This is a genomic window from Streptomyces sp. 7R007 (genome assembly GCF_054850255.1).
Window position 1 is genome coordinate 58,775 of record NZ_JBTWMV010000012.1, and the last position, 12,730, is coordinate 71,504.

Consider the following 12,730-nt stretch of genomic DNA (forward strand, 5'->3'; position numbering starts at 1 on the left):
TGCGCGGGTGCGGGTTGCCGGGGCTGCGGTCAGTGGCGGGTGCGGGCCGTCTGGTGGCGGCGGGTCAGCCACAGGGCGCCCGCCGCTCCGGCGAGGAGCACCGTGCCGCCGAAGGTGCCGAGGGCGACGAACGAGTCCTCGGGCCCGGTCTGCGGAAGGGAGGCACCGGAGTCACCGCTCTGGGCGCTGTCGGAGGAGGAAGAGGACGAGGAGGACGAGGAGGACGAGGCGCCGCTCGCGGCCGTGACGTTCAGGGTCAGCGCCGGGCCGGGGCTGTTGGACGGCGTGCACGTGGTCGTCGTACCGAGCGCCTTGATGGTGAGGACACCCGGCGTGAAGGTGACCGAGCCGGTCTTCTTCGGGGTGTACGTGCCCGTCAGATCGTTGATCTTGATGGGCGTGTTGGCGGGGATGGCGGCCTGGTTGGCGGGGCCGGTGACGTTCATGGTGCCGCTGTCGGCGCCGCCCAGCCTGATGGTGGCGCTCGGGTTCATCGCGCCCTTGCCCAGCTCGACCGGGCTGGAGGAGACGCCCTTCTGCCAGGACATGGTGATCTTGTAGCCGCTGCCGCTCCTGACCCCGGTGATGTCGATGGGCGAGACGGCGCTCTTGTCGCCGATCGGCGTCTTGCACTGGTAGTTGACGTCCACGACCTTGGCGTCGGCTGCGGGGGCGGCGAGCAGCACCGCCGAGCCGGCCAGGGCCGCGACGGACGCGAGCGCGGCGGTTCGATTCCGGTACGACACGTTCCGCTCCCTTTCCTCGCCGGAGGCGTTTCCTGACGGCACATCAGATGGGCCGTCAAGGTACGCCCGGGCCCGCAAGGAGGGAAGACAAGGCGCGCGCCGGAGTTGTGGGGATCCGGCGCGCACGAGAAGGGGTTCGAGTGGAGGCGTAACTCCGGGTAACCGCGCGTCATCCCCACGGCGGGACAAGGAAGCGCGGACGTACGGAACGGCGGCTACGCGGGAGCGCCCAGCTCCGCCCAGACCCGCTTGCCGGCCGACCCCGGCACCCGTACGACTCCCCAGTCCAGGCACAGCCGCTGCACGATGAACATGCCGTGACCGCCGGGGCGTCCCGCGCGGTGCGGGGTGCGCGGGGCCGGCTGACCGGCGCCGCGGTCGGAGACCTCGACTCGGATCACCTTGTTGTCGCAGGTGATCCGCAGCTCCTCCGGGCCCTCGGCGTGCAGGCAGGCGTTGGTGACCAGTTCGGAGACGACGAGCAGCACGTCCTCGGCGGCGGCCCGCTGGTCGGCGGTGGCCGCGGGCAGCCAGCCCCACGCGTACAGCGCCTGCCGGGTGAAGTCACGGGCCAGTGGGACGACCCCGCTCTCGCCGTCGAAGCTGAGCGTGCGCGCCTGACGCCCGCCGGCCGACGCGGGCGCCGCCGACGACCCGACGGCGCCCTCTGCGGACGCCCCGGTCGCGGACACGTCCCCCTCGGACGCCCCGGAAGCGCCGCTGGGCTCCGGGCCGCGGTCGCCCGGCGAGTAAGGCCGGGTGGTGCTCATCAGCGCTTCACCTCACCGATTCACCAGTTCACGATGGAAGAGTCAGGACGGGGGTTCGACTGCGGATCCGCCGCCCTGCCCCGCCGACAACGTTTCAGGATGTCTCCTGCCCGACCGAACCGGCAGAACACCCCCTCTTTCGGCACGGAAGGCGTGACGCCGGGAAAGTGCCGGTCACACAGGGGCGACCGGGACACGGCACAGGTTACGGGCAACCGGCCCGACCCGGGCGCCGGGCTCGGCCGAACCGGGCGGGCCGAGGGCACCGGACCGGCCGACGGGACCGGGCGGGCCGACGACGCGATCAGGCGAGCCGCAAAGAGCGGGCGAGCCTTGAGGAGCGGGCGAGCCTTGAGGAGCGGGCGATGTCGCCCGGTCGGAGCAGTCGCCCGGGTGGATCGGATCCGGCCGGACAGCCGGTCCCCGCCCGCGGCGGACGCGGGCCCGCCGCTCCCGGGGCAGCACCCGACCCGCCGCCCGGCCCGGCTGGTCGCCCCGGACCTCGCGGTCGCCCCGTTCGCCCTGGTCACCCTGGCCGTCCCAGCCGCCCCCTAAGCGCCTTGACCGCTTGGACCGTCCTGACCCCCCAGCCCGTCCGGACCGCCCTGTCCGGTCTCACCGGTGCCGCCCGTCTCACCGGTCTGCCCGGTGAGGGCCGCCTCGACCGTGTCGTGGACGGAGAACACCGCGTCCGCGCCGGTGATCTCGAAGACCCTGGCGACCACGGGCAGCATCCCGGCGAGGTGCACCCCGCCGCCCTTGGCCTCGGCCTTGAGCCGGGCGCCGAGCAGTACGTTCAGCCCGGTGGAGTCGCAGAACTCCAGCCTGGAGCAGTCCACCACCAGCCGGCTGAAGCCCTTGGCAAGGCAGTCCTCAAGCGGCTCGCGCAACAGATCGGCCGTGTGGTGATCCAACTCACCCGCCGGGGTCACGACGGCACTGGAGCCCTCTTCCCGAACCTCCACCAGTAGCCGGCCAGACTGTGCGCTGCCGACCGTCCCGCGGTCCATGCCGTCTCTCTCTCCCGACGTCGTGGCTGCTGACTGACGCCCTCGAACACTACGCCTTCCTCACACTCTCCGACACCCGAACAACCGCCCACAAACGGACATACCGTCACAGAACGCACTTGCGACGGCCTTGGTAAAGCGGGTAGGGCTAGTAGAGACACGCAACCGACACGGCCGGCTTTGGAGGCGCCGCACACCGCAGTGCACGCACTGGCTTCGGCAGCCATATGCCGAGAACGATGGAGGACATCATGTCACCCCGGCTCGACGCATCGCATACCCAGCAGGCGACGTCGACATCCCTTCCGGAACATCTGGATCCCATCGAGAGCAGCGACGCGGACCTACTCGCGGGCCTCGGACTCCCGGAGATCCCGCCGTACGACGAGGTGGGCCCGGTCGACGCCCGCGCCCTGTCCAAGACCCTCTTCGCGCGGCTGGAGTCCCTGGAGGAGGGCACGCACGAGTACTCGTACGTCCGTAACACCCTTGTCGAACTCAACCTGGCCCTGGTCAAGTTCGCCGCGTCCCGCTTCCGCTCCCGCAGCGAGCCGATGGAGGACATCATCCAGGTCGGCACGATCGGCCTGATCAAGGCGATCGACCGCTTCGAACTGTCCCGCGGGGTGGAGTTCCCCACGTTCGCGATGCCAACCATCGTGGGCGAGATCAAGCGCTTCTTCCGCGACACCTCCTGGTCCGTGCGGGTGCCGAGGCGGCTGCAGGAGCTCCGCCTGGACCTGGCGAAGGCCGGTGACGAACTGGCCCAGAAGCTGGACCGCGCGCCGACCGTGGCCGAACTCGCCGAGCGCCTGGGCCTGACCAGGGACGAGGTCGTCGAGGGCATGGCCGCCTCGAACGCGTACACCGCCTCCTCGCTGGACGCCCAGCCGGAGGAGGACGACGCCGAGGGCGCGCTCGCGGACCGGATCGGGTACGAGGACCACGGCCTCGAAGGCATCGAGTACATCGAGTCGTTGAAGCCGCTGATCGCCGAACTCCCGCCCCGGGACCGGAAGATCCTCTCCCTGCGCTTCGTGGCGGGCATGACCCAGTCCGAGATCGGGGACGAACTCGGCATCTCCCAGATGCACGTCTCCCGGCTCCTGTCGCGGACGCTGGTGCGGCTGCGCAAGGGCCTGACGGTCGAGGAATAGGTTTCTGCGCCCCTTCCCCTCCGTTACCCACAGAAACCCTTTCCCCTCGGGTTCCCTTCCGTCACTATGGGCCCCCACCACCCGCCGGCAGGCCGCGCCTGCGACCGGGTGGTGGGGCGCGAGGAGGCGGACGCATGGGGCGGGCCCACGGATACGGCGGCGATGACGGCGCCGGCACCGGCGGTGGCGTGCGCGTCGGCGGGACGCACGCCGGGGACGGCGTGCCCGCGGGCGACGCGGCGCACGCCGGAAGCGACGCGCGGGCGGATGGCCGTGCGTACGGCGGCGCGTCCGACGCGCGGCTCACCGAGCTGCTGCGCACCAACACCGCCACCGCCTACCCGGCCCTGCGCGAACTGCGCGCCCGCCACCAGGCGTCGGTGCTCGCCTACGCCCGTCTGTGCACCACCGGCCAGGCCGCGGCACGGCAGTTGGCGGCGCAGACCTTCACGCTCGCGGCCCGGGAGACGGCCCGCGGCATCGACCCGGGCCTGCCCTGGCGCCACCAGCTCCTGCTGCTGGCCGGGCGGGTGGCCGCGTCCTGGGCCGCCGACGACCGTGCGGCGGGCCTCGACCCCGGCCTGCTGCTGGTCCTGAACACGGCGGCCCCCGGCGGCCCCGTACCGCCCATGCTGAGCGCCTTCCAGAGCCTGCCGCACCGCGCGCAGGGCCTGGTCTGGTACGGCGTGGTGGAGCGCCAACCCGTCACCAGGACCGCCGAGTTCCTCGGCCTCTCCCCCGAGGACGTCACCTACGAGACGTCCCCGGCGCTCGGCCAGCTCGCCCAGGCGTGCCTGCGCACCCGTCTCGCCGCCTCCGACGATCCGCGCTGCGGCAACTTCGGCCGCCTCATCGAGGAGTCGGTACGGCCCGACAGCCCCCGCGACAGCGCCGACCTGCACGCCCACATGGCGCACTGCGCCTACTGCACGGCGGCGTACGAGGAGTTGTGCGCACTGCGGGACGCGCCGCGGCCGACGCTGGCGGAGGGGCTGCTGCCGTGGGCGGGCACGGCGTACGTGTCCGGGGACGCGCCGAGCCCGAAACCCCGCCTGGAACCGCCGGGTTGGCCGGCCTCCCGGCGCTTCCTGCTGGCCTCCGTCGCGCTCGGGGTGGCCGTCGCGCCGCTGCTCCTCTTCCTGCTCACGCGGGGCGGCGGCCTGTCGGACTCCGCCTCCCGGCAACCGGCGGGGACGACGGCGGGAGCACCGACGAGTGCGCCGCAGGTGACGGTGACGGCATCGGTGTCGACGACGCCGTCACCCTCGCCGTCCTCTTCGCCGCCCACGAAATCACCGTCTCCCACGAGGCGTTCCACCCCCTCCACGTCACCGAGGCCCTCCACCCCGCCGGCCCACGCGCCGAACGGCTCCCCCGCCCAGGTCGTGAACGTCTCCTCCGGCCTGTGCCTGGACGTCCGCGACGGCGACTTCGAGAAGGGCACGGACGTGCTGACCCAGCCGTGCACCGGATCCCGCACGCAGCGCTGGCGGGTGGACTCCGCGCGCGGAGTCGTCCAGTCGTCCGCCGACCCGGACTTCTGCCTGGACAGCCGCGGCTCCGTCGACAGGGGCGTGGGCATCTGGGAGTGTGCCTCGGTCGACGGTGACAACGGCCAGAACCTCCGCTTCACCGTCGACTCCGACGGCACGATCCGCCCCGCCATCGCCATCGAGACGGCGCTGACTCCGGACGGCGGTGCGGGCGCGGGACTGTCGCTGAAGCCGCTGGACGGCGGTGCGGCACAGCGGTGGCGGGCGGGGGCGGGCTGACGACGGTCGCCATGGCGGACGTGTTCCTCTGGGTTGGTGGACGCGTGAAGCCGCGAACACGTCCACCGTCGGTGGCGTCCGGTACGTTGCGACAGCGGCAGCGGTTGCCGATGGCGCGTCAACGATCGGGGGATGGCCGGTGGTCGAGAAAGTGCCCTCACCCAGGAACTCCTCGGAGCTGGAACGGGGCGAGGTGCCCGAAGTTGCGGCGCTGGGCAACGCGTTGACAGCGCTGTTCAACACCCTGGAGGTCTCGCAGAACGCCTACGCCGTGCGGATCTCCATGGACAAGTCGATCGTCTCCCGCTATCTGCGGGGCCGCCGGGTCGCGCCGCAGGACTTCATCGACCGGCTGCTGCGCGAGGTGGCGGCCCGGCGTGGCGCCGACGTACAGCCGGAAGTGCGCGCGCATCTCACGCAGTTGCGTCTGGGCGCGCTCAAGGTGTGCGACCCGGCGGCGCACGAACTGGAGTCGCTGCGGGCGGAGATGGAACGCTCCCAGCGGACGGTCCAGCGGCTGGCCCGGCACCAGGAGGCGCTGCACGACCTGCTGGACAAGAAGGAGAGCCAGGTGCGGTCACTGCAGGGCGAGTTGGAGCAGCTGCGGCAGGACTGGGTGGCCGACGGCCTGGGCGAGCGGCACCGGGAGACCGGCGAGCGGGACCGGCTGGTGCTGGAGATCGCCCGGCTCAAGGCGGAACTGGGCGACGTCAGCTCGTTGCGCGAGGACGCGGAGCGCCGGTGCGCGGAGCTGGAACGCCGGGTCGGGGAACTGGAGGAGGAGCTGGCGGGGCGCACCGACGACGGCAGCGGTTCCCGGCTGCCTCTTCCGGCCCTGCAGGAGCAGTTGCTGGCGCACTGGACGGCCGGGGAGCACGGGGCCGCGGGGCGGGAGCTGGCGGAGGCGGTGCTGGGGCGGCCGGTGGAGGAACTGGTCGAGCTGCAGTGGTGGCTGGACGAGCGCGGGGACACGCTGCGGCGCGAGCGTCTCGTCAGGGACGTGGTCCATCTGCGGACCGTGGAGGAGGTCGCGGAGTTCGGCCACGCGGCCGAGACGCGCGCGGCGCAGGAGTCCCGGGCGAACTGTCTGCTGGTCACGCAGGACGCCTTGCTGGCCGGTGAGATCTGCGCGGTCATGAGCCCGCAGGACGTGGCCGCCGTGCACAGGCACTGGGCCGCGCACTGGAACGGCGGGGACTCCTTCTTCACCGCCTCGGGGACTCTCATGCGGGCCCTGCTGAGCCGTCCCGGGGACTTGGACGGCAAGGTCAGGACGCTGCTGCTCTTCCAGGCCGACGTCGAGAGCCTCGAACCGTTCCTGCCCGGATGCATCACTTCCGACGCCAGCAACCTCCTGGCCGTGGCGGCCCGGGCGTCGGTCATGGGACACGCGGACCTCGCGACGATGATCTGGTCGGCGTTCGTGGCCGAACTGCTGAGCAGCCTGTCGAGCGGAATGCCCTTCTTCCACTACTCCTGGGGCCTGACCAGGTGGCCGGAGGACGATCTCCGCGCCCTCGCGGACTCGATTCTGGACAGCCTCCCCCCGCACGAGGTCCTGCTCGTCATGGCCGCTCTCCACAGCGACCGCTTCGGGTCGAGCGACCTCTTCGGGTCGCAGGGGTACCTCCACCCCGTCTTCCGCCGGATCGTCGAACGAGGCAGGCTGGCGGAGCTGAGGACCCTCGCGCAGGCCGAGGTCGCCAGGGGCGGGAGCGACACGGCCCCAAGGGCTTTGCCGGCCTGGGCCGAAGGCGTGCAGGAAGCCCTGGCCATGTTCGTCGACCCCGGCGCACAGGCCCCCCTCAGCCCACCCTGATCCCCCTGCGCCACACCTCCGACACCAACGGCACCCCCGGCCGGTAGGCCAGATGCACATGGCTCGGCGCGTCCAGGATCGCGAAGTCGGCGTACGCGCCCGGGGCGAGGTGGCCGATGTCCTCGCGGCGCAGGGCCGCCGCCCCTCCCGCCGTGGCCGACCAGAGCGCCTCGTCGGGGGTCATGCGCATGTCCCGCACGGCGAGGGCGATGCAGAACGGGACGGACGACGTGAAGGACGAGCCCGGGTTGCAGTCCGTGGAGAGCGCGACCGTGACGCCGGCGTCCAGGAGGCGGCGGGCGTCGGGCCACTCGGCGCGGGTGGAGAACTCGGCGCCGGGCAGCAGCGTGGCGACCGTACGCCCGTTCGCCAGCGCGTCCACGTCCGCGTCCGTGAGGTGCGTGCAGTGGTCCGCGCTGGCGGCGTCGAGTTCGACCGCGAGCTGCACGCCGGGGCCGTGGGAGAGCTGGTTGGCGTGGATGCGCGGGGTGAGTCCCCTGGCCCTGCCAGCGGTGAGGATCGCGCGGGCCTGGTCGCCGTCGAAGGCGCCCTTCTCGCAGAAGACGTCGATCCAGCGGGCGTACGGCGCGCAGGCGTCGAGCATCTCGCCGGTGACGAGGGAGACGTAGGCGGCCGGGTCGTCGGCGTGGTCCGGCGGCACGATGTGGGCGCCGAGGTAGGTGACCTCGTCGGTGTGCGCGGCGGCGATGCGCAGCGCACGGGCCTCGTCGGCGACGGTGAGGCCGTAGCCGGACTTGGTCTCGAAGGTGGTCGTGCCCTGGCGGAGGGCCTCGGTGAGGTAACGGGTGAGGTTGGCCTCCAGTTCCCCGTCCGTGGCGGCCCGGGTCGCGGCGACCGTGGTGCGGATGCCGCCCGCGGTGTAGGACCGCCCGGACATCCGGGCGTTGAACTCCTGCGTGCGGTCGCCCGCGAAGAGCAGGTGGGAGTGCGAGTCCACGAAGCCCGGGATCACCGCCCGGCCGCCGGCGTCGACCCGATTGTCAGTGGCGGGTGCTTTGCTTGACTCACCGGTCCACACGACACGGTCGCCGTCGATGACGACGGCCGCGTCCTGGACCAGTCCGAGGGGGGAGCCGTCGCCGAGGGAGGGGGAGTTGGTGACCAGCGTGGCGATGTTGGTGATGACGGTGCTGCTCATGGCGTCCTCGTGGGTGGTCGTCAGGCGCGCAGGGCTTCGACCGCCCGCGCGAGGGCTTGCGGCACATCGGGTACGAGGGTGTGCGCCCCGTCGCGTACGACGTGCCGGCCGCCCACGATCGTGTGCCGTACGTCCGCTGCCGTCGCCGCGAATACGGCCGTCTCGGCGCCGAGCCTGGGCAGCGGCCCCGCCGTCCTGACCGAGTCCAGCGCGAGGGTGCTGAGGTCGGCGAGCGCGCCTTCCTCGATGCGGCCCGCCTCGTCCCAGCCGAGGGCCGCGTGGCCGTCGGCGGAGGCGGCCCGCAGCAGGGCCGCGGCGGTCCAGTGGCCGCGGGTGCGGGTGCGCAGCCGCTCGTTCAGCTCCATCGCGCGGGCCTCTTCGAGCAGGTCGATCACGGCGTGGCTGTCGGAGCCGAGACTGAGCGGGGAGCCGGCGTTCTGGAGGGCGACGGCGGGTCCGATGCCGTCGGCGAGGTCCCGCTCCGTCGTCGGGCACATGCAGGTGCCGGTGCCGGAGCGGCCGATCAGGGCGATGTCGGCGTCCGACAGGTGGGTGTTGTGGACGCCGGTGGTGCGCGGGCCGAGGACGCCGTGGTCGGCGAGCAGCCGGGCCGGGGTGCAGCCGTGGGCGGCGAGACAGGCGTCGTTCTCGGCGGTCTGCTCGGACAGGTGCACGTGCAGCGGGGCCCGCCGCTCCTCGGCCCACCGCGCCACGGTCGCCAGCTGACCGGCCGGCACGGCCCGTACGGAGTGGACGGCCGCCCCGATCCGTGCGTGATCCCGTTCCTTGAGAAGTGAAGAGCGTTCGGCCCAGGCCTCCGCGCTGCCGTCGGAGAAGCGCAGCTGGTGGGTGGTGGGCGGCTCGCCGAAGCCGGAGGAGAGGTAGGCGGTGTCGAGGAGGGTGATGCGGATACCGGCGTCGGCGGCGGCCGTGACGAGCGCCTCGCCCATCGCGTTGGGGTCGGCGTAGCGGGTGCCGCCGGGGGCGTGGTGGACGTAGTGGAACTCGCCGACGGCGGTGACGCCGGCCAGGGCCATCTCGGCGTACACGGCCCGGGCGAGGGCGTGGTACGTCTCCGGAGTCAACCGGTCGGCGACGGAGTACATGACCTCGCGCCAGGTCCAGAAGGTGCCGGAGCCGACCTGGACGGTGGCGCGCAGGGCGCGGTGGAAGGCATGCGAGTGGGCGTTCGCCAGCCCGGGCAGGGTCAGTCCGCGCAGCACCTCGGCGCCGGGCGGCGGCGCGTCCACGCCCTCGCGGACGGCGGTGATGCGGCCGTCCGCCACGTCGAGGGCCACGCCCGGCCCGACGTGGGTGCCGAGCCAGGCGTGCTCCAGCCAGTACGTCGTCCGGGTCACCTGCAGGCCAGTCCTTCCAGTACGTCGGCGAGGGCGAGCACCCCGGCCACGCAGTCGTCCTCGGCGGCGAACTCGGCCGGGGAGTGCGAGACGCCGGTGGGGTTGCGCACGAACAGCATGGCGGTCGGGATGCTCCCGGAGAGGATGCCGGCGTCGTGTCCGGCACCCGTGCCCAGGACGGGGACCTTGAGGCCGCTGTCCCGGCCCAGGATGCGGGCGAGTTCGTCGCGCAGGGCGTGGTCGAACTCGACGACGGGCGTGAAGGACTCGCGGACGACGTCGAGGTCGACGCCGTGCGCCTCGGCACCGGCGCGGGCCGCCTGCTCGATGCCGCCGACGACGGTGTCGAGGGTGGCCTGGTCCTCGGCCCGGGAGTCGAGCCAGCCGCGCACCAGGGAGGGGATGGCGTTGACGCCGTTCGGCTCGACGGCGATCTTGCCGAAGGTGGCGACGGCGCCGGCGAGCGCGGCCTCGCGGCGGGCGGCGAGCACGGTCTCGGCATACGACAGCATGGGGTCGTGCCGGTCGGCGAGGCGGGTCGTGCCGGCGTGGTTGGCCTCGCCCCGGAAGTCGAACCGCCAGCGCCCGTGCGGCCAGATCGAGCTGGCGACGCCGACGCGGTCGCCGCTGAGGTCCAGGGCCCGGCCCTGCTCGACGTGGAGTTCGACGAAGGCGCCGATGCGGGCGAGCCGTTCCGGGTCGGCGCCGATGCCGTCGGGGTCGTACCCGGCGGCCTCCATGGCCCGCGGAAGGGTGACGCCGTCGCCGTCGGTCAGCCGGTGCGCCTGCTCGACGGTCAGCTGTCCGGCGGTCAGCCGGGAGCCGACGCAGGCGAGCCCGAACCGGGCGCCCTCCTCGTCACCGAAGTTGACGATGGCCAGCGGCTTGGCGAACTGCGCTCCCCTGTCCCGTAGTTCGTCCAGCGCGGCGAAGGAGGACACGACGCCGAGCGGTCCGTCGAAGGCGCCGCCGTCCGGCACGGAGTCGAGGTGCGAACCCGTGACGACGGCGTCCCCGGCGGCGGGGTCCCCGAGCCAGGCCCACTGGTTTCCGTTGCGGTCGACCTCGTAGGCCAGTCCCCGCCCCTCGGCCTGCTGCCTGAACCAGGCCCGGCACTCCGCGTCGGCGCCGGTCCAGGCGAAGCGCCGGTAGCCGCCGGAGGCGGAGCAGCGGCCGACCGGCAGCAGCTCCGCCCACATGCTGTGGAAGGTCACGCGTCGTCACCTTCACGCATCGGCACCCGCACCCCGCGCTCGGCGGCGACGGACTCCGCGATGTCGTACCCGGCGTCGACGTGCCGGATGACGCCCATACCGGGGTCGTTGGTCAGCACCCGGCGGATCTTCTCGCCGCCCAGCTTCGTGCCGTCGGCCACCGTCACCTGGCCGGCGTGGATGGACCGTCCCATGCCGACGCCGCCGCCGTGGTGGAGGGAGACCCAGGAGGCGCCGGAGGCGACGTTCACCATGGCGTTCAGCAGCGGCCAGTCGGCGATCGCGTCCGACCCGTCCAGCATCGCCTCGGTCTCCCGGTACGGGGAGGCGACGGAGCCGCAGTCGAGGTGGTCGCGCCCGATGGCCAGCGGGGCCGCCAGCTCGCCGCTGGCCACCATGTCGTTGAAGCGCTCGCCGGCCTTGTCCCGCTCGCCGTAGCCGAGCCAGCAGATGCGGGCGGGCAGTCCCTGGAAGTGGACCCGCTCACCGGCCATCCTGATCCAGCGGGCGAGGGAGTCGTTCTCCGGGAACAGCTCCAGGATCGCCTTGTCGGTCTTGGCGATGTCGGACGCCTCACCCGACAGCGCGGCCCACCGGAAGGGGCCCTTGCCCTCGCAGAACAGCGGCCGGATGTAGGCGGGGACGAAGCCGGGGAAGGCGAACGCCCGCTCGTACCCGGCGAGTTGTGCCTCGCCGCGGATGGAGTTGCCGTAGTCGAAGACCTCGGCGCCGGCGTCCAGGAAGCCGACCATCGCCTCGACGTGCCTGGCCATCGACTCGCGGGCCCGCACGGTGAACCCGGCCGGGTCCTTGGCCGCGGCGGAGGCCATGTCCGCGAAGTCCACGCCCAGCGGGAGGTACGACAGCGGGTCGTGGGCCGAGGTCTGGTCGGTGACGATGTCGATGGGGGCGCCCAGGGCGAGCAGCTGCGGCACCAGCTCGGCGGCGTTGCCGAGGACGCCGATGGACAGCGGACGGCGGGCGTCGCGGGCCTCGGTCGCCAGCTGGAGGGCGTGGTCGAGGCTGTCGGCCTTCACGTCGAGGTAGCGGTGCTCGATGCGGCGCTCGATGGCGCGCGGGTCGCAGTCGACGCAGATCGCGACGCCGTCGTTCATCGTCACGGCGAGGGGCTGGGCGCCGCCCATGCCGCCGAGGCCGGCGGTGAGGGTGATCGTGCCGGCGAGGGTGCCGCCGAACTTCTTGGCGGCGACGGCGGCGAAGGTCTCGTAGGTGCCCTGGAGGATGCCCTGGGTGCCGATGTAGATCCAGGAGCCGGCGGTCATCTGGCCGTACATGGTCAGGCCGAGGGCCTCCAGGCGGCGGAACTCCTCCCAGTTGGCCCAGTCGCCGACGAGGTTGGAGTTGGCGATGAGGACGCGCGGGGCCCACTCGTGGGTCTGCATCACGCCGACCGGGCGGCCGGACTGGACGAGCATGGTCTCGTCCTGCTTCAGGGTCCGCAGCGTGCGCACCATGGCGTCGAAGGAGCGCCAGTCGCGGGCCGCCTTGCCGGTGCCGCCGTAGACGACGAGCTTGTCGGGGTGCTCGGCGACCTCGGGGTCGAGGTTGTTCTGGAGCATGCGCAGGGCGGCTTCCTGCTGCCATCCCAGGGCGCTCAGTTCCGTACCGCGCGGCGCTCGTACGGGGCGGGGTCCTGACATGGTCTGCCTCCTAGCGGATTGCTCCCGGCGGATTGTTTACTGCGGTTATTCACATCCTGGCCCG

10 protein-coding genes are annotated in these 12,730 nt (G+C 72.7%); 3 read left to right on the forward strand and 7 right to left on the reverse strand.

Annotation, left to right across the window (positions count from 1 at the left end; genetic code table 11):
- Nucleotides 1-29: 29 nt before the first annotated feature.
- The 3 genes from ACYF6T_RS17870 to ACYF6T_RS17880 form a co-directional block, all read right to left on the reverse strand.
- A complete protein-coding gene (locus tag ACYF6T_RS17870; RefSeq protein ID WP_461697561.1) occupies nucleotides 30-746 on the reverse strand; it encodes an LPXTG cell wall anchor domain-containing protein in 717 nt (238 codons plus the stop codon).
- Nucleotides 747-961: 215 nt separating this feature from the next.
- The gene (locus tag ACYF6T_RS17875; protein ID WP_461697563.1) at nucleotides 962-1,516 is read right to left on the reverse strand and encodes an ATP-binding protein; all 555 of its coding nucleotides are present in this window, start codon (nucleotides 1,514-1,516) and stop codon (nucleotides 962-964) included.
- Between the two features lie 551 nt (nucleotides 1,517-2,067).
- Nucleotides 2,068-2,526, reverse strand: a complete 459-nt coding sequence (locus tag ACYF6T_RS17880) for an STAS domain-containing protein (RefSeq protein WP_461697565.1) — start codon at nucleotides 2,524-2,526, stop codon at nucleotides 2,068-2,070.
- A 239-nt stretch (nucleotides 2,527-2,765) separates the two neighbouring features.
- On the opposite strand from ACYF6T_RS17880, the gene ACYF6T_RS17885 reads away from it, so the two are divergent.
- The 3 genes from ACYF6T_RS17885 to ACYF6T_RS17895 all read left to right on the forward strand — a co-directional run bounded on the left by ACYF6T_RS17885 (nucleotide 2,766) and on the right by ACYF6T_RS17895 (nucleotide 7,274).
- Nucleotides 2,766-3,683, forward strand: coding sequence for an RNA polymerase sigma factor SigF (locus tag ACYF6T_RS17885; RefSeq protein WP_461697566.1), 918 nt, complete (start codon nucleotides 2,766-2,768; stop codon nucleotides 3,681-3,683).
- Nucleotides 3,684-3,817: 134 nt separating this feature from the next.
- Nucleotides 3,818-5,455, forward strand: a complete 1,638-nt coding sequence (locus ACYF6T_RS17890) for a ricin-type beta-trefoil lectin domain protein (RefSeq protein WP_461697567.1) — start codon at nucleotides 3,818-3,820, stop codon at nucleotides 5,453-5,455.
- Nucleotides 5,456-5,594: 139 nt separating this feature from the next.
- Nucleotides 5,595-7,274: a hypothetical protein gene (locus ACYF6T_RS17895; protein ID WP_461697569.1), complete on the forward strand. Its 1,680-nt coding sequence runs from the start codon at nucleotides 5,595-5,597 to the stop codon at nucleotides 7,272-7,274.
- On the opposite strand, the gene hutI is transcribed toward ACYF6T_RS17895, so the two are convergent.
- From hutI to hutU, 4 genes are read right to left on the reverse strand one after another with little or no spacing between them, the layout of a single operon-like run.
- Nucleotides 7,261-8,433, reverse strand: coding sequence for an imidazolonepropionase (gene hutI, locus ACYF6T_RS17900; RefSeq protein WP_461697571.1), 1,173 nt, complete (start codon nucleotides 8,431-8,433; stop codon nucleotides 7,261-7,263). The two genes, ACYF6T_RS17895 and hutI, sit on opposite strands and share 14 nt — an antisense overlap.
- Before the next feature lie 20 nt (nucleotides 8,434-8,453).
- A complete protein-coding gene (locus ACYF6T_RS17905; protein WP_461697573.1) occupies nucleotides 8,454-9,791 on the reverse strand; it encodes a formimidoylglutamate deiminase in 1,338 nt (445 codons plus the stop codon).
- Nucleotides 9,788-11,005 carry an allantoate amidohydrolase gene (locus ACYF6T_RS17910; protein WP_461697574.1) on the reverse strand — a complete coding sequence of 406 codons (1,218 nt, stop codon included), beginning with the start codon at nucleotides 11,003-11,005 and terminating at the stop codon, nucleotides 9,788-9,790. Before ACYF6T_RS17910 ends, ACYF6T_RS17905 begins: the two co-directional genes overlap by 4 nt.
- Entirely contained in the window at nucleotides 11,002-12,666 is a 1,665-nt protein-coding gene (gene hutU / locus ACYF6T_RS17915) for a urocanate hydratase (protein WP_461697576.1), read from the reverse strand. Before hutU ends, ACYF6T_RS17910 begins: the two co-directional genes overlap by 4 nt.
- Between the last annotated feature and the right edge of the window lie 64 nt (nucleotides 12,667-12,730).